This window comes from Pseudomonas sp., from assembly GCF_048269965.1.
GTDB lineage: Bacteria > Pseudomonadota > Gammaproteobacteria > Pseudomonadales > Pseudomonadaceae > Aquipseudomonas.
Map to the genome: position 1 here is coordinate 60,876 of NZ_JBLWTV010000010.1, position 16,701 is coordinate 77,576.

The 16,701-nt window shown below is 64.3% G+C and carries 18 protein-coding genes; 7 read left to right on the forward strand and 11 right to left on the reverse strand.

Annotation, left to right across the window (positions count from 1 at the left end):
* The 4 genes from ACN0X6_RS13465 to ACN0X6_RS13480 all read right to left on the reverse strand — a co-directional run bounded on the left by ACN0X6_RS13465 (window position 1) and on the right by ACN0X6_RS13480 (window position 4,192).
* Window positions 1-1,389, reverse strand: a complete 1,389-nt coding sequence (locus ACN0X6_RS13465) for an aldehyde dehydrogenase family protein (protein ID WP_417704601.1) — start codon at window positions 1,387-1,389, stop codon at window positions 1-3.
* Between the two features lie 95 nt (window positions 1,390-1,484).
* Window positions 1,485-2,858 carry a glutamine synthetase family protein gene (locus ACN0X6_RS13470; RefSeq protein ID WP_417704603.1) on the reverse strand — a complete coding sequence of 458 codons (1,374 nt, stop codon included), beginning with the start codon at window positions 2,856-2,858 and terminating at the stop codon, window positions 1,485-1,487.
* Between the two features lie 231 nt (window positions 2,859-3,089).
* Window positions 3,090-3,866 carry an SDR family oxidoreductase gene (locus tag ACN0X6_RS13475; RefSeq protein WP_160019261.1) on the reverse strand — a complete coding sequence of 259 codons (777 nt, stop codon included), beginning with the start codon at window positions 3,864-3,866 and terminating at the stop codon, window positions 3,090-3,092.
* Window positions 3,863-4,192 (reverse strand): nuclear transport factor 2 family protein, encoded by a 330-nt coding sequence (locus ACN0X6_RS13480; RefSeq protein ID WP_417704605.1) that lies wholly within the window; start codon window positions 4,190-4,192, stop codon window positions 3,863-3,865. Before ACN0X6_RS13480 ends, ACN0X6_RS13475 begins: the two co-directional genes overlap by 4 nt.
* Before the next feature lie 116 nt (window positions 4,193-4,308).
* Here ACN0X6_RS13480 and ACN0X6_RS13485 point away from each other — a divergent pair, with 116 nt between their 5' ends.
* On the forward strand, window positions 4,309-5,226 hold the full coding sequence (locus ACN0X6_RS13485; protein WP_417704607.1) for a LysR substrate-binding domain-containing protein: 918 nt from the start codon (window positions 4,309-4,311) through the stop codon (window positions 5,224-5,226).
* 39 nt (window positions 5,227-5,265) lie between these two features.
* Here ACN0X6_RS13485 and ACN0X6_RS13490 read toward each other — a convergent pair whose 3' ends face one another.
* From ACN0X6_RS13490 to ACN0X6_RS13510, 5 genes are all read right to left on the reverse strand, one after another.
* Complete coding sequence (locus ACN0X6_RS13490) at window positions 5,266-6,318, reverse strand: twin-arginine translocation signal domain-containing protein (RefSeq protein ID WP_417704609.1); 1,053 nt, start codon at window positions 6,316-6,318, stop codon at window positions 5,266-5,268.
* A 127-nt stretch (window positions 6,319-6,445) separates the two neighbouring features.
* Window positions 6,446-7,771, reverse strand: a complete 1,326-nt coding sequence (locus ACN0X6_RS13495; RefSeq protein ID WP_417704611.1) for a TRAP transporter large permease — start codon at window positions 7,769-7,771, stop codon at window positions 6,446-6,448.
* Window positions 7,771-8,277 carry a TRAP transporter small permease subunit gene (locus ACN0X6_RS13500; protein ID WP_417704613.1) on the reverse strand — a complete coding sequence of 169 codons (507 nt, stop codon included), beginning with the start codon at window positions 8,275-8,277 and terminating at the stop codon, window positions 7,771-7,773. The genes ACN0X6_RS13495 and ACN0X6_RS13500 overlap by 1 nt, the downstream gene beginning before the upstream one ends.
* A gap of 158 nt (window positions 8,278-8,435) precedes the next feature.
* Window positions 8,436-9,383, reverse strand: coding sequence for an alpha/beta fold hydrolase (locus ACN0X6_RS13505; protein ID WP_417704615.1), 948 nt, complete (start codon window positions 9,381-9,383; stop codon window positions 8,436-8,438).
* 93 nt (window positions 9,384-9,476) lie between these two features.
* Window positions 9,477-10,376: an AEC family transporter gene (locus tag ACN0X6_RS13510; RefSeq protein WP_417704617.1), complete on the reverse strand. Its 900-nt coding sequence runs from the start codon at window positions 10,374-10,376 to the stop codon at window positions 9,477-9,479.
* A gap of 273 nt (window positions 10,377-10,649) precedes the next feature.
* Here ACN0X6_RS13510 and ACN0X6_RS13515 point away from each other — a divergent pair, with 273 nt between their 5' ends.
* On the forward strand, window positions 10,650-11,033 hold the full coding sequence (locus ACN0X6_RS13515; RefSeq protein ID WP_417704619.1) for a hypothetical protein: 384 nt from the start codon (window positions 10,650-10,652) through the stop codon (window positions 11,031-11,033).
* A 67-nt stretch (window positions 11,034-11,100) separates the two neighbouring features.
* Here ACN0X6_RS13515 and ACN0X6_RS13520 read toward each other — a convergent pair whose 3' ends face one another.
* Both ACN0X6_RS13520 and ACN0X6_RS13525 read right to left on the reverse strand, forming a co-directional pair.
* Window positions 11,101-12,222: a fatty acid desaturase family protein gene (locus tag ACN0X6_RS13520; RefSeq protein WP_417704621.1), complete on the reverse strand. Its 1,122-nt coding sequence runs from the start codon at window positions 12,220-12,222 to the stop codon at window positions 11,101-11,103.
* Entirely contained in the window at window positions 12,180-13,268 is a 1,089-nt protein-coding gene (locus tag ACN0X6_RS13525; RefSeq protein ID WP_417704623.1) for a ferredoxin reductase, read from the reverse strand. Before ACN0X6_RS13525 ends, ACN0X6_RS13520 begins: the two co-directional genes overlap by 43 nt.
* A 147-nt stretch (window positions 13,269-13,415) precedes the next feature.
* On the opposite strand from ACN0X6_RS13525, the gene fabR reads away from it, so the two are divergent.
* The 5 genes from fabR to ACN0X6_RS13550 all read left to right on the forward strand — a co-directional run bounded on the left by fabR (window position 13,416) and on the right by ACN0X6_RS13550 (window position 16,651).
* The gene (gene fabR, locus ACN0X6_RS13530) at window positions 13,416-14,051 is read left to right on the forward strand and encodes an HTH-type transcriptional repressor FabR (protein WP_072423248.1); all 636 of its coding nucleotides are present in this window, start codon (window positions 13,416-13,418) and stop codon (window positions 14,049-14,051) included.
* Window positions 14,052-14,214: 163 nt separating this feature from the next.
* Window positions 14,215-14,715, forward strand: coding sequence for an urease accessory protein UreE (gene ureE, locus ACN0X6_RS13535; RefSeq protein ID WP_417704624.1), 501 nt, complete (start codon window positions 14,215-14,217; stop codon window positions 14,713-14,715).
* A 37-nt stretch (window positions 14,716-14,752) separates the two neighbouring features.
* Complete coding sequence (locus ACN0X6_RS13540; RefSeq protein WP_417704626.1) at window positions 14,753-15,427, forward strand: urease accessory protein UreF; 675 nt, start codon at window positions 14,753-14,755, stop codon at window positions 15,425-15,427.
* 14 nt (window positions 15,428-15,441) lie between these two features.
* Entirely contained in the window at window positions 15,442-16,056 is a 615-nt protein-coding gene (gene ureG / locus ACN0X6_RS13545) for an urease accessory protein UreG (protein ID WP_417704628.1), read from the forward strand.
* Between the two features lie 22 nt (window positions 16,057-16,078).
* The gene (locus tag ACN0X6_RS13550; RefSeq protein WP_417704630.1) at window positions 16,079-16,651 is read left to right on the forward strand and encodes a HupE/UreJ family protein; all 573 of its coding nucleotides are present in this window, start codon (window positions 16,079-16,081) and stop codon (window positions 16,649-16,651) included.
* The last annotated feature ends 50 nt before the right edge of the window (window positions 16,652-16,701 follow it).

Genomic DNA, 16,701 nt, shown 5'->3' on the forward strand with positions numbered 1-16,701 from the left:
TCACAGCTGAGTCTTGAAGTGGAAGGACTTCGGCCGGGTCAGTTGCTCATAGCCGACACGCGACAGGGTGCAGCCACGCCCGGAGTGCTTCACACCGGTCCAGGCCAGGCCGGGGTCGAGGTAGTCGCAGCGGTTGAGAAACACCGTGCCGGCCTCCACCCGATCAGCCAGGGCCATGGCGGCGTCGACGTCGCGACTGAAGATCGCCGCAGTCAGGCCGAACTCGCTGTCGTTCATCAGCGCCAGCGCTTCCTCGTCGCTGGCAACCTTCTGAATGCCCACCACCGGACCGAAGGATTCCTCGGTCATCACGCGCATTTCATGGTTGACGTTGGTCAGCACCTGCGGCGCCAGGTAGGGCGTGCCCGGCGCATCCAGTGGAAACTCGGCGGGGTCGATATGCGCCCTGGCGCCCTGCGCGAGCGCTTCGGCGATCTGCGCGCGAACGAAGTCGGCGGCATCACTGCGTACCAGCGGCCCGAGGGTGGTCTGCGGGTCGTCGGAACGCCCCAGTTTGTACTGGCGCACCAGCGCCACCGCGCGCTCGACGAACTCATCGAACAATGACTCGTGCACGTAGATGCGTTCGATACCGCAGCAGGACTGCCCGGAGTTGAAGAAGGCGCCGTCGATGGCGGTTTCCACCGCGTGCTGCACATCGGCGTCGGCCCTGACATAGGCCGGGTCCTTGCCACCCAGTTCCAGGCCGACACTGATGAAGCGCCCGGCAGCCGCGCGCTCGACCATGGCGCCCCCGGGCACCGAACCGGTGAAGGCGACGTGGTCGATGCTCGGCGAGCGAATCAGCGCCTCGGTCTCGCCATGGTTCAGGTGCAGGTACTGGAACACGCCTTCGGGCAGACCGGCTTCGGCGAAGGCCTCGACCATGCGCTCGGCGCACAGCGGCGTCTGCGCCGAGTGTTTGAGCAGCACCACGTTACCCGCCAACAGCGCCGGCATCACCGCGTTGACGGCGGTCAGATAGGGGTAGTTCCAGGGGGCGATGATCAAGGCCAGGCCCAGTGGCTCACGGCGAATGAAACGGGTGAAACCGGCCTTCTCCGGCAGGCGGATATCGGCCAGCGAGCCCTCGGCGATATCCGCCATATGGCTGGCACGCTCGACGAAGCCACGAATCTCGCCAGCGGCATAACGAATCGGCCGGCCCATCATCCAGCACAGTTCCTCGGCCAACTGTGCCTCACGCGCGGCGAAGATCTCGATGGCGCGCCGGCCGATGGCGATACGCTCGCGCAGCGGCGTCTGCTTCCAGGCCTGCTGCGCCAGCTCGGCCTTGGCCAGCGCCACCAGCACCTCGGGATTGGACGCCAGACGACGCTCGACATAGACCGAGCCGTCGATGGGGGAAATGCATTGCAGTTTGCTCATAAGGTGCTCCAGAAACCTTGCCCGCGTAGCCCGGATGCAATCCGGGACACTCGACGAAACCGCCCCGGATTGCATCCGGGCTACGGACGGTGGAATCAGATGATTTCGAAGTAGCGATCCAGCTCCCAATCGCTGACATGGCGACGGTACTCGCGCTCTTCCCATTCGCGGCTGGCGGCGAAGTGCTCGACGAAGGCATCGCCGAACAGTTCGCGGGCGGCCTGCGAGCCCTTCAGGCGCTGCGCGGCATCCCACAGCGTGCGCGGCAGCGCCAGTTCCTCAGGATGCTTGACCGCATAGGCGTTGCCGCTGACCGGCTCGGTCGGCTCCCACTCCTGCATGACACCGTACAAGCCCGAGCCGATGGCCACCGACAGCGCCAGGAACGGGTTGCCGTCGGCGGCGCCGAGGCGGTACTCCTGGCGTTGCGACTTGTCGCTGCCGGGGATCACCCGCAGCGCGGCGGTGCGGTTCTCCACGCCCCAGGTGGCATCGGTCGGCGCCCAGAAGCCGGGGATCAGGCGCCGATAGCTGTTCAACGTCGGCGCCACCATGCACAGGAATTCCGGCATCAGGCGCTGCTGCCCGGCGAGAAAATGCCGCTGCAGCTTGCTCATGTTGTGTGCCTGGCTGGGGTCGTAGAAGGCTGACTTGTCAGTACTGCGATCACGCAGCGAGACGTGGATGTGCCCACTCTGCCCCGGATACTTGCCGGACCACTTGGCCATGAAGGTGGCCATCAGGCCGTTGCGCTGGGCCAGCACCTTCATGAAGGTCTTGAACAGCGCGCCCTTGTCCGCCGCGGCTTCGGCACGGTCGTAGGCAATGGCCGCCTCCAGCACGCCGGGGCCGGTCTCGGTGTGCAGACCCTCGATGGGAAAGTCCATCGCCTCGCCCATTTCGAGAATCTGGTGATAGAGCTCGGCATGTACCGAGTTGCGGATCATCGAGTAGCCGAACCAGTCTGGAGTGAATGGCTTGAGATCGCGAAAACCCTTGGCCCGTGCCGAGTCCGGGGTTTCATCGAACATGAAGAATTCGTACTCCAGCGCGGCATAGGGCTCGAAGCCCATGTCCTGGCAGCGCTGGATCACCCGCCGCAGGGTGCCGCGCGGGCACACCGCCTCGGCCTGCTGGTCGAATTCGGCGAGAAACAGCAGCATGCCGTTCTCGAAGGGAATCTCGCGGCAGGTGTGCGGCAGGATGCGTACCGGCGCGTCCGGGTAGCCGCTGTGCCAGCCGGTGTACTGGGCGTTGTCGTAGAGCTGATCCTTGACGTCCCAGCCGAGCACCACATCGCAGAAGGCGAAACCCTGCTCGAGGGCGGAGAAGAACTTGCTGCGGCTCATGTACTTGCCGCGCATCACACCGTCGCTATCGAACAGACCGACCTTGACGTGGCTCAGGCCACGCTCCTCGACGATGCGCCGGGCCTCGCCGACGGTCTTTACATCCCGTGGTTTGAACATGCTACCCCCTGTGTCTTGTTGTTATCGCGGACGGGTTCAGCGAAGGGCTGGGCATCCATGACCGGCCAGGCAGGGCCGACGACGCACGGGCTCAGCACGACGCGTGTGACAGCGTCCGTTTCAGGCTCATAGAGTGTGGTACAGGATTGCCGGGATGGCAGGGAGCTGGGCAGAAAAATAGGCGATGACGATCAAGGCGGTGGACAACCGCAGGCTGTCCACCGCGACGCTCTAGGCGGTCGGCACCGTGCCGCCATCGATCAGGAATTCACTGCCGGTGATGGCGGCTGCCCGAGGTGACGCCAGGAAAGCGATGAGTTCAGCGACTTCCGAGGGTTTCGATGGGCGGCCGAGCGGAATGCCTCCCAGCGCCTCCATGATGATGCGCTTGCCGCCTTCGTAATCCGTGCCCGCCTCCTCTGCCAATCGCTCGGCCAGGGCCACCGATGCCTCGGTTTCGATCCAGCCCGGAGCAACCCTCACGACGCGCACGCCCTTGGGTGACACCTCCTTCGACAGGCTCTTGCTGTAAGTCGAGAGGGCGGCCTTGGCTGCGGCATATGCGGTGGTCGCCTCGGGCAGTGGCAAACGACTCTGGATGGATGTCACATGAATGATCACGCCCGCCGCGCGCTGCAGCATGCCCGGAAGCAGCGCACGGTCCAGACGTACAGCCGGAAACAGGTTCAGATCGAGCTCGCGCTGCCACTGCTCGTCATCCAGCGCAGCAAAACCGCCGCCGGGAGCGGACGAGCCACCCAGCACGTGCACGAGGATGTCGACCCCGCCCAAGCGCTGCTCCGCAGCCGCCACCAGCGCAGCGCAACCTTCTCGGGTACAAAGATCGGCCTCAACGAAGATATCTGGCGGTACGGCGCTATCGGCCTGTCGCGCCGCGGTCAGCACCTGCGCCCCCTCGGCGTGGAACAAACGAACCACTGCGAGCCCCACGCCTTTGGTCCCACCGGTGACCAGCACACGCTTGCCGGCAAGTTCGAGGTTCATCATGGGGCAATCTCCAGTGAGCGGATCCGCCCATCACGGAGCGTGAAAACATGCCTGAGCGGTAGCGGGCTGCCGGGAAAATCACCGCTCACCATTGCCGTGACGCTCAGTTGATCACCCTCGCCAGATGACTCGATGGGCTCCACCCGATAGGTGAATGCCTGCCGCACGGCCCGCTGCCAGGATTCGATGGCCTCGATCCCCTGATGCCTGCGGTTTTCATCGGTCACGCTGGCGTCCGCGCAGAAACACGCCGCCATGCGTGAGATGTCATCACCGTTGCTGATCTCGAAGTAGGCCTGAACGGCGCTCGGCAATTGCAGGTTCATAAGCTGGGTCCTCTCGGGGTTGTCAGGCTTGCTGGACTGCCATCTTGCCTCGCGCCAGATAATCTGCTCAATTGGGACAAAGCCTGATGACCAATCCCGCATAGAAGGACAATCCGATGTCCGACTCACGTCTTACCCTTCATGAGCTGGAGGCCGTCCTGGCCGTGGCCCGCCGCGCCTCGTTTCGCCGGGCAGCTATCGACCTGAATGTTTCCACCACTGCGCTGAGCAGCACCATCGCCAAGCTGGAGGCGACTCTGCAGACGCGCCTGTTCAATCGCACCACACGTAGCGTGTCGCTGACAGAGGCGGGCAGCCGCTATCTTGAGCAGGTGGAACCAGCCCTGCAGGCTCTGCGCGGCGCGCTGGAAACGGTTCGCTCGCACAACGCAGAACCTGCTGGCGTGATAAGAATCAACGCATTTGCCAGCGCAGCGCGCACCGCCCTCCTGCCACTGGTCCTGGAGTTTGCCGACCGCTACCCGCGCGTCCAGATCGATCTGGTGACGGAGGGGCGACTGGTGGACGTCGTCGCGGAAGGCTTCGATCTGGGCGTGCGCGCATCGAACCTGATCCCCAATGACATGATTGCCATCCCACTGGGCCAGACACAGCGCTATGCCGTGGTGGGGACGCCGCTGTATTTCTCCAAGCACGGCGAACCGCAGAACCCAGCGGATCTGATGCGGCATGAATGCCTGCGCATCCGGCTGCCCAACGGCGCCATCTATCCCTGGTACTTCGAACAGGCGGGCGAAGTGCTCAGGCTCGATGTCGAGGGTCGGTTCACCGTGGACGAGCCGAGTGTGGCCAAGGCCATCGTGCAGGCGAATGTGGCGCTCGGACTCTTTCTGGAGCAGGAGGTCCAGGCGCAAGTCGACGCTGGAGACCTGCAGCGGGTGCTGCAGGACTGGACGCCGCCGAGAGATGAAATGTGTCTGTACTACCCCAATCGACGCAATCCGTCTGCCGCGCTCAAGGCATTCACGGACCTGGCCCGAGAGAACCTGCAGCGCTGCCCGCCCCCGGGCTGAGCGGCGGGCGGGCAATCGGGGTGCAAGCGGGCGGCAATATCAACCGCGATAAGGCGCTCCGGCCTTGGCCATCAGTGCGTTGTACTTCTTGAAGATGTCCACCACCTTGGCGCAGCGCGGGCTGGTCTTGGCGATTTCGTCCCAGAACTTCAACGCCTCGGCCTCTACCGTGGCCCACTCCTCGGCCGGGATGGAGGTCAGTTCCAGCTTGCCGCCTTCGACCCGCAGTTGCGCCTCGCCGCCCCAGTACCAGTGCTGGCGGTAGTAGTTGGAGCTGTCCATGCACAGCTTGAACAGGGTCTTGAGGTGCTCCGGCACTTGCGCCCATTTGTCCGAGTTGGCGAAGTAGGAACCGCACCAGGCACCGGAGATGTTGTTGGTCAGGAAGTACTTGGTGACGTTGGCCCAGCCGACGGTGTAGTCCTCGGTGATGCCGGACCAGGCGATGCCATCCAGCTCACCGGTCTGGATCGCCACCTCGACGTCTTCCCAGGGCAGGGTCACCGGAATCACGCCGAAGCGCGTGAGGAACTTGCCGGCGGTGGGAAAGGTGAAGATGCGCTTGCCCTTTAGGTGTTCGAGCCTGGTGATCGGCTCAACCGTGGCGAAGTGGCAAGGGTCCCAGGCGCCAGCGCCGAGCCAGGTGACGCCCTCGACCTCGCCGTAGGCCTCGGCCCAGATCTCGTTGAGTCCGTATTGCTCGAACAGCACCGGCACATCGAGGCTGTAGCGGGTGGCGAAGGGGAAATAACCGCCGAAGACCGAGACGTCCACGGGCGCGGCAATGGAGTCGTCATCACTCTGCACCGCATCGATGGTGCCGCGTTGCATGGCGCGGAACAGCTCGCCGGTCGGCACCAACTGGTCGGCGAAATACAGCTGGATCTCCATCTGGCCGTTGGCGGCCTTGTTGAAGGCGTCGATCGAGGGTTTGATCACGTGCTCGGCCAACGCCGCACCGGCGTAGGTCTGCAATCGCCAGGTGATTTTCTTCGGCTCGTCGGCATAGATGTGCGACGAACCGAGGCTGGCGGTGCCGACGGCCCCGGTGGTGACCGCGGCGGTCTTGAGGAAATCGCGTCTCGTATTCATGCTGGTCTCTCCATAGTGTCGATGCAGATGCAATACAACCGCTCAATGCCGCCAGAGCTGACGGCCTTACCAGTGGCCGGACGAACCGGCTCGACTGCTGGCGCGCGCACGCGCCGATTTCCGTTGATCAGCCGCCGTAATGCAGGTGCGGCAACCACAGCGCCAGCTGCGGGAAGACCATGACCAGGATCAGCGCCAGGACCATGATGAAGACGAAGGGTATGACCGAGACGTAGATGTCGCGCAGGCTCACCTCGGGAGGTGCCATCGCCCGCATGAGGAACAGGTTGTAGCCGAACGGCGGGGTCATGTAGGCGATCTGGCAGGTGATGGTGTAGAGCACGCCGTACCAGACCAGGTCGAAGCCCAGGGCACCGACCAGCGGAATGTAGAGTGGCGCGACGATTACCAGCATGGCGGTGTCGTCGAGGAACATGCCCATCAGGATGAACGAGATCTGCATCAGGATGAGAATCTGCCACGGTCCCAGGTGCAGGCTGTCGACGAAGAAGCCTTCGATGGCCCTGACCGCGCCGAGACCGTCGAACACCGCGCCGAAGCACAGCGCGGCGAGAATGATCCACATGAACATGCAGCTGATGGCCAGGGTCTTGCGCAGCGTTTCCTCCATCACCTTGCCACTCAACCGCCCCTTGAACAGCGCCGCCAGGGTCGCTGCGGCGGCACCGACGGCCGAGCTTTCCACCAGGCTGGTGTAGCCCATCAGGAACAGCCCGGTCATCGACAGAAAAATGAATACTGGCACCAGCCCGGCACTGAGCAGCCGCAGCTTCTCCTGCAGGCTGATCTGCTCACGCTCGGCCTGCGCCAGCGGTGGGCCGAGATGCGGCTGCAGGCGGCAGCGAATGGCGATGTAGAGCATGAACATGCCGGCCATCATCAGCCCCGGAATGGCCCCGGCCAGCCACAACTGCCCCACCGGCTGGCGCGCGATCATGCCGTAGAGCACCAGCACCACACTGGGTGGAATCAGAATACCGAGCGAACTGCCCGCCTGAATCACCCCGGTGATCATGATCTTGTCGTAGCCACGCCTGAGCAGTTCGGGCAAGGCGATGCTGGCGCCGATGGCCATGCCGGCCACGCTCAGGCCGTTCATCGCCGAGATCGCCACCATCAGGAAGATGGTGCCGATGGCCAGACCGCCCGGCAGCGGTCCCATCCACACATGGAACATCTTGTACAGGTCTTCGGCGATGCCCGACTCGGAGAGCATGTAGCCCATGAACACGAACATCGGCAGGGTCAGCAGCGGGTACCACTTCATCAGTTTCATGGCCGCGCTGAAGGCCATCTCCGAGCCGCCATCGCCCCACAACAGCAACGCAGCAGCTGCAGCGACGAAGCCGATGGCGCCGAATACCCGCTTGCCGGTGAGCAGCAGCAACATCATCGAGGAGAACATCAGAAGCGCGATCAGCTCGTAGCTCATCAGAGCGTCTCCCCACGGGCGGCGTACAGGTCCTTGAAGAAGGTGGCGATCGCCTGCAACAGCATCAGGACGATGCCGAAACACATGACGATCTTGATCGGCGCCATGTAGGGCGACCACGCCGAATAGCTGGTCTCCTTGTATTCGATGGCGTACTCGGTGGAAGAGATGCCGCCGATGAGCAGCATCACCAGGTAGAAGATCAGCATGAGCACGGTGACGGCATCGACCACGGCGCGCGTACGCGGCGACCAGGCGCTGTAGGCCAGGTCCATGCGCACATGGGCGTCGAGCTGCATCGAGTAGGCACCGCCGAGCAGGAAGTAGGCGACCATGAGGAACTGAGCGCTTTCCAGGGTCCAGATCGATGGCGTGAAGAAGGTCTTGCTGATGGAGGAGTACAGGAGCACCGCCAGCATGGCGAAGATCAGGTACATGGCGAAACGCCCGACCCTCAGGTTGAATGCGTCCACGACCCGGACGAAAGCTCTAATGCCCTTGCGCATGCAGTTTCCTGCTTTTCTTGTTCGTTATCCCGTCAGCCTAGACGAAGATTCGCCAAAGCCAACCGCCCCGCCGAGCCATAGCAGGAAACGCGCCAGCCACTAACGGCCAGCGCTTCCACGAACAAAATCAAAGGCTTGGAAAATACCGCGCTAGAGCCTCAACGTGCCAGGAAGCTGACAAGCACCGCGACGGTGCGCTGCGGCTCCTCTTCCTGGGGCACGTGGCCGAGGTCGTCGAACAGCACCAACTGGCTGCCCTCGATATCGGCGGCGAAACGCTCGGCATTGCTCACAGGAATCAGCCGATCACGCTCGCCCCAGATGATCAGCGTGGGCAATTCGAGTTCGCCGATACGCTCATGCGACTCGCCGCTGGGAGCCTGGACGAAGCGTTGGCGCAAGGCCTGACGATTGCCGGCACGCAGGGTCAGTTGGTAGTAACGTTCGACCAGTCCGTCATCGACCTTGTCTGGATCGCCATAAACGTTGCGCACGCTCGACTCGATCATGCTGCGCGGCAGCAGCCGGCTCATCACGGGCGCCAAGGCAGGAATGCCGGCCAGACGAAAGCCTATCGGCACGGACTCGGCATTGCGCGGGTAGCCGGCAGCATCCACCAGCACCAGACGCGCACTGCGCTCGGGATGAGCCAGGGCAAAGCGCCAGGCCAACTGGCCGCCGAAGCTGTTGCCGACCAGCACTACACGGCTCACCTGCAGATGATCGAGCAGAGCCAGGAGGAAATGCGTGTAACGCTCGACCCGGTAATCGCCATCGGGAAATGGCCCGGTCAGGCCGAAGCCGGGCAAATCCAGGCTGATCACGCGACGCTGCCTGGCCAGCTCTTTTACCCAACCCTTCCAGGTGTGCAGGCTGGCGGAGGTACCGTGCAACAGCAGGATGGGCTCGGGGTCATCGCGCCGCCCCTGGTCACGCAGGTGCACCGACATTCCATCGATCTCGACGAACTGCGAAGGCGGTGGCGCCCAGCGCGCCGTGAGTTCGCCCAGCGGGCGATCCGGAGCCCAGTTGAGCGCGACGAAGGCAGCAAGGGTCAACCCGAACACCAACAGCAGGCCGAGCAGCACGCGGGCGAGTCGTTTCATCGATGCAGTCCTGAACGGAGCGGGAAGCGCGATGCTAGCCAGGCACCGCGTCTACGCCTATCGCCCGGAAGGACGAATCGCCAGGCGATGCGCTCAGAAGCCCACCAGCAGCATCCACAACGGCAGTGAAACCGCCGCCAGCAGCGTGGACAGCGAGATCGCCGCGCTGACGCTGCGACTGTCCTCCGCGCTACGGGCAAAGGCCATTACGTTGACCCCGCTGGGGCAGGCAGCGAGCAGCACCAGCACACTGCGCGCCGTCTCGTTCAGACCGGGGAGCAGGCCACTGAGCCACCACACCAGCGCCGGGAACAGCAGCAGCTTGGCCAAGGCCACGCCCCAGGCCTCGCCGGTAGGGCGCAGGCGATAACGCGACAGGCTGGCGCCGAGCACGATCAGCGCGCAGGGCAGCGCGGCCTGGCCGAGCCAGGTGATTGCCCGCCACAAACTGTCCGGCAGCTGCAGCCCGGACAGGTTGAGCAGTGCGCCCAGTCCCAGGCCGATGATCATCGGGTTGGCCAGGTTCTTCAGCAGCGCGCGACCGTCGACACGCTCCTGGCTGCCAAAGGCAGCATAGAAACTGTGCAGGGAAAACAGCGTGAGGCTGTGGAACACCAGGATGGCGAACACGTAGAGCAGACCATCGTTGCCCATCAGGCTGGCGATCAGCGGGATGCCCACCAGCACGTTGTTGGAGAACGCCGCCACCAAGCCCAGCGGCGTCGCCGTACCGCGACGCCAGTGCGCCAGCGCGTTGACCGCAACGAACACCAGCAGCACCGGCAGGTAATAGGCCAACAGCAGCATCGGCGACAGGCCTTCGGCCAGCGATGCCTTGGCGATACCGGCGAACAGCAGCGTCGGCATGAACAGCTTGAAGGTGATGTTGGCCAAGCCGGCCGCCGACTCGCTGGTGAGCCACTGGCGCCAGCCGAGCAGATAGCCGAGAACGATCAGAGCGAAGATCGGCAAGATTGCCTGTGCCGCGAGCATTGCTGAGCCTGCCTCCAGGGAACTGCAGAAGAAGACGGATCGAGCACGACCCGCAAGGGTCGCCAAGCATACGCGCGCCCGGCATTCGGCGCGATGCTTCGCTGAACATTCGCCGCGACGCTTGACGCCCGGCCACAAGCACCGAGATAGAGCCTCCCAATCGAGTATTGAGGGAGTCGATGTTCACTATCAGGCCAGTCAAGTTCTTATCTGCGCCCATGTCCTCAAGAATTGACTCCGACGCCACTTATTACTCCCCAAGGAGACATCGACATGAAAGCGCAACTGACCCTCGCCACTCTGGCCCTTAGCCTGATCACCACCACCGCATTCGCCGCCTCGAGCAGCGCGCCCTTCCCGCTGGTGGGCGAAGCCAAGGACAGCCAGGTACAACAGCAACCCATCGCACCGCTCGCCGAAGACGGCTCCGACCGCACCCCGGGCGCCCAGCGCATCCAGCTGGCTGAAGACGGTTCTGACCGCACCCCCGGCAGCCAACGCATCCAACTGGTAGAGGGTGGCTATGAGCGTACCCCGGGGGCTCAGCGTGTTCAGCTGGCCGCAGATGGTTACGACCGTACCCCTGGCGCTCAGCGCGTCCAGCTGGCCGAAGGCGGCTCCGATCGCCTGATCGAGCAACGAGGCCGCACGGCTTAAGCGCTATTGCAACATCCCCAAGCCCGGCAAACGTCGGGCTTTTTCATGCCCGTGATTTGCAGGCGAGTCACGCCATCCCTGCAGAGGGTAGCCGGTAGATCCAGATACGCCGCAGCACAGTCGAGAACTGCCCCCACAAGGTGCCGCAGTTGTAATGCTGGCCATAGCGCTCGGCGATCAGGCGCACCTCACGCGCCAGTTCGGCATAGCGCCGTGCGGGCAGATCCGGGAACAGGTGATGCTCGATCTGATGGCTGAGGTTGCCGGTCAGGATATGCAGCAACGGCCCACCGGAGAGGTTGCTCGAACCGCGCAGTTGGCGCAGGTACCAGTGCCCACGCGTCTCCCCTACCAATACTTCGGGTGCAAACACCGCCGCCTTCTCGGTGAAATGGCCGCAGAAGATCACCAGAAAGGTCCACAGATTGCGTAGCAGGTTGGCCACCAGATTGCCCGCCAGCACAGCCAGGGCATTGGCACCGAACAGCAAGGCCAGCAGCGGAAACAGCAGATAGTCCTTGCCCCACTGCCGCGCCAGCTTGGCACCGAACTGACGCGCCAGCGGACGCACCTCTTCCTTGCTGATGCGGCCTTTCACCAGCTTGTCCAGGCGCAGGTGCTGGATCGCCACTGCGTACTGGAACAGCAGCGCCTGAATCGTCACCCACAGCGGCTGCCAGCGATAGAACGGCTTCCAGCGCTGTTCGGGAAACAGGCGCACCACGCCATAACCGACGTCATCGTCCATGCCCAGCACGTTGGTGTAGGTGTGATGCACGTGGTTATGGGTGTGCCGCCAGAAATCGGCGGGGCCGACGATGTCCCATTCGTACTGGCGGCCAGCAAATTCCGGATCGTTCATCCAGTCGTACTGGCCGTGCATCACGTTGTGGCCCAGCTCCATGTTCTCGAGGATCTTGCCCAGCCCCAGCAAGAACGTGCCGAGCAGCCAGGTCGGCGGGAACCAACCGCACATCAGCAGCGCACGGCCACTCCAGCAGCACAGACGCACCACGCCACGCACGCGGCGGATATAGCGCGCATCGGCTTCGCCCAGGTCGGCCAGGGTGCGCTGACGCAACGCGTCCAACTCCTGACCGAAGGCTTCGAGCTCGGCATGGGTCAACTCACGATCAGGACGATTGCTCACAGGTCGACCTCCACGTCCCCATATGGGGCGCTGACGCATGGACGTATGGGTTGATTGGGTTCGGCGAACAGCTCACCGCTACGCAGATCACGCACCGTGCCGGCCAGCAGCAGGCAGGTGCAGCTGGCGCAGATGCCCTGGCGACAGCCATGGGCTGGACGCAAACCATTGGCTTCGGCCTGCTCCAGCAGGCTGGCGTTGCCGTTACCCAGTGCCTGCTGGCGGCTGCGGGCAAAGCTCAGGCGCACCTCGGGTGCCTGCTGCTCGGCCAGTACCGGCAACGGGCTGAAACTTTCCGACTGCAGGCTGGTGCCGCGCCCGGCATCGCGCCACCAGCCGCGCGCCGTGTCGACGAAACCGCGCGGGCCGCATACCAGCAGGTGTTCGGCAGGCAGGGCAGCGATGTGATCGGCCGTCAGCCGGCCACCAGACTCGGCACTGAAGACCCAGCGCACCTGGAAGTTGGCGTGGCGCGCAGCCAGCGCCTGCAGCTCCTCGGCAAAGGCCTGCTGGCCGTGACGACGGACCTGATGCAGCAGCGTCACCGGCGCAGAAAAGCCACGCGCCAGTGCATCACGCAACAAACCGAGCAACGGCGTGATGCCGCTGCCGGCCGCCAACAGCAACACGGCGTCCTGCTCCTGCGGCCAGGCGAACTCGCCAAATGCCTGACCCAGCTCGATCACCTTAGCCACTTCCAGATGATCGAGCAGCAGATTGGACAGGCGCCCGCCCGGCTGACGCTTGATCGCAAGCTCGATACGCCCGTCGGCTGCCACCGACGTCAGGCTGTAACTGCGTCCGTGGCGCACACCGTCCTGCTCCAGATAAACCTGGACATGCTGCCCGGCTCGCCAGTCCCGCGCATTGCCATTGCAGCGCAGTTGCAGTGCCAGCATGTCGTCGGCCACCCAACGACGCGCCTCGACCCTGGCGAAGATGCGGTTGAGGCGTAGCGCCGGGTGTAGCAAGCGCAAGCACAGATCGATATCCGCCTCGCGTAGCCAGCCGGCCGCACAGAGCCGGCGCAGCGGTTGCAGACAACCCGCAGCATGCCGCGCCAATGACAGGGAAAGCAGAGCCATCAGAAAAACCCAGTGAACACTTGTTCACAACACTGACAGATAGCCTGCATTTCAGTCAACAGTCGTTCACCGAAACACCTTCGCACGGTTCGACGCTGGCGCCGCGCATTTGCTAGAGTGCGGCATCGCTCAATGACCCGATTTCGCATGACGCCACGCGCCGAACAGAAGCAGCAGACTCGCCAGTCCCTGATGGACGCCGCCCTCACCCTCATGGAGAGCGGGCGCGGCTTTGGCAGCCTGAGCCTGCGCGAGGTGACGCGCGTCGCCGGTATCGTGCCTACCGGTTTCTATCGCCACTTCGCCGACATGGACGAACTGGGCCTGGCGCTGGTGGCAGAGGTGGGCGAAACCTTCCGTGCGGCGATCCGCCAGGTGCGCCGTCATGAGTTCGAGATGCGCGGCATGATCGACGCCTCGGTGCGGATCTTCCTCGCCGAAGTGGCCGCCAATCGCGCTCAGTTCCTGTTCCTCGCCCGCGAGCAGTACGGCGGCTCGCAACCGGTGCGCCAGGCCGTTGCGGCCCTGCGCGAGCGCATCACCAGCGACCTGGCCGCCGACCTCAAGCTGATGAACCGCATGCCGCACCTCGACGATGCAGCGCTCGACGTGGTGTCGGATCTGGTGGTGAAGACGGTATTCGCCACCTTGCCCGAACTGATCGATCCGCCCGCCGAAACCTTGCCGGCGCACCTCACGGCAGAGGCCAAGGTCATCCAGCAACTGCGCTTCATCATGGTCGGTGGCAAGCACTGGCTGGGCCTGGGCAAGCCCTCCGAGTAGCACGCACCACAACCGTGCGCGCACAGAAAAAACGCACCAAATAAATCCTGACTACTGCGCCAAGTTATCCACAGCACGCAGAAATGCGCTGCCTTGCGCCACTCTCCAGCCTTGGCAAGCCACTTGCACTATTTCCGGGCACATTGCCCCGGAATAAACACAGATGCTGGTGATCCACGCCCGAATCGCGCCGCACAATACCTACGACGCCGAACTGGAACTGACCTTCGAAGCACGCAGCAAAAGCCGCCTGCGCTGTTTCACCACCAGCGGTGAGGAGGTCGGCCTGTTTCTCGAGCGAGGCCAGCCCGCACTGGCCGACGGCGAATGCCTGCAGGCCAGGGACGGACGCATCGTGCGCATCCGGGCCAAGGCCGAGCCGCTGCTGCATGTCACCTGCGCCAGCCCGTTCGAGTTGATGCGTGCCGCCTACCACCTGGGCAACCGCCATGTCGCCCTGCAACTGGGCGAGGGCTGGCTGCGCCTGCCTGACGACTACGTGCTCAAGGCCATGCTCGAACAGCTCGGTGCCACGGTCGAAGCCATCGAAGCGCCCTATCAGCCCGAGCAAGGTGCCTACGGCGGCGGCCATCACCATTCCCATCACGGCGATGAAGAATTCAACTACGGCCCGCGCCTGCACCAGTTCGGTGTGCGCAAGTGAGCCAAGCGCCGTCGCCCGCGCGTATCGGGGCCAGTTCATGAAACCCGCCTGGGCATTGCTGCGCCTGGCCAGCCCGCAGTTGCCGATTGGCGGCTACAGCTACTCGCAGGGCCTGGAATGGGCCATCGACAGTGGCCTGATCACTGATGCCGCAGGCGCCGAACGCTGGCTGGCCGATCAACTGACGCTCAACCTCGCCCGCTTCGAAGCACCACTGCTGCTGGCTCACTGCCGCGCTGCGCACGAGGGCGACTGGTCGCACCTGCAGGCGCTGGCCGAACAGCACCGCGCCAGTCGTGAAACCCGCGAGCTGGCCTTGGAGAGCCGGCAGATGGGTTATTCGCTGCGGCAACTGCTCGAAGGCCTGCCCGAGCTGGACGAGGCGGCGCGCGAAGCACTTGCAACCCCGAACGAACCCGGCCTGGCCCTGGCCTGGGCGCTGGCCGCACGCGCCTGGCAGATCAGCCCGGACGATGCCCTGGCCGCCTGGCTCTGGGGTTGGTTGGAAAATCAGCTGGCGGTGTTGATGAAAGTGCTGCCACTGGGCCAACAGGCCGCCCAGCGCCTGACCAGCCGCCTGCTGCCGCAACTCGATGCCGCCCAGCAGCAGGCGGCCACCCTTTCCCCCGAACACTGGGGCAGCGCCGCCTTCGGCCTGACCCTGGCGAGCATGGCGCACGAGCGCCAGTACTCGCGTCTCTTCCGCTCCTGACGAGGAACTCAGAAATGAACAGCCAACCCCTGCGTGTCGGCATCGGCGGCCCGGTCGGTTCCGGCAAGACCGCCCTGACCCTGGCCCTGTGCCGCGCCCTGCGCGAGCGCTACAACATCGCCGTGGTCACCAACGACATCTACACCCAGGAAGACGCCCAGTTCCTGGTGCGCAACGAGGCCCTGGAGCCCGAACGCATCATCGGCGTGGAAACCGGCGGCTGCCCGCACACCGCCATTCGTGAAGACGCCTCGATCAACCTGGAGGCGGTCGAGCAGCTCAACCGCCGCTTCCCCGGTCTGGACCTGATCATCGTCGAATCCGGTGGTGACAACCTGTCGGCCACCTTCAGCCCCGAGCTGTCGGACCTGACCCTGTACGTGATCGACGTGTCCGCCGGCGACAAGCTGCCGCGCAAGGGCGGCCCCGGTATCTGCAAGTCCGACCTGCTGGTGATCAACAAGGTCGATCTGGCGCCTCTGGTCGGCGCCTCCCTGGAGGTGATGGAGCGCGACACCCTGAAGATGCGCGGCGACAAACCTTTCGTCTTCAGCAACCAGAAAATCGGCCAGGGTCTCGACGAGATCATCGCCTTCATCGAACGCCAGGGCATGCTCACGGCGGCCTGATTCCCCATTCAAGGAGATACTCATGAATCTGCGCAAAACCCTCTACGCCATCGCCCTGTTCTGCACCCCGGCGCTGGCCTTCGCCCACCCTGGGCATGGCGACTCCGGGATCATGGCCGGCCTGGCCCATCCGGTGTTCGGCCTGGATCACCTGCTGGCGATGTTCGCCGTCGGCCTGTGGGCCGCCCAGCAGAGCGGCGCGGCGCGCTGGGCGCTGCCTGTGACCTTCGTCGGCAGCATGCTGGTGGGCGGCCTTCTCGGCTTCGCCGGCGTGGAAATCCCGCTGATGGAAACCGGCATTGCCGGTTCGGTGCTGGCCTTCGGTCTGCTGGTGGCCGTGGCTGCTCGTCTGCCGATGGTGGTATCCGTTGCCCTGACCGCCATCTTCGCCCTTACCCACGGCGTCGCCCACGGCCTGGAGCTGCCGGATCTGGCCAGCCCCTTCGGTTATGCCGTCGGCTTCATCGTCGCCACCGCCGCGCTGCACGCCATCGGTTTCGCCCTGGTGCGCTTTCTGCCGCAAGCGGCGGCGCCGCTGGTACGCATCGCTGGTGCTGCGTCGGCAGTCACCGGTGCCTGGCTGCTGGCCAGCTAAGCGCCGACAATTCCCAGGGACGATCCTATCGTTCCAGGACACCCGCGGTG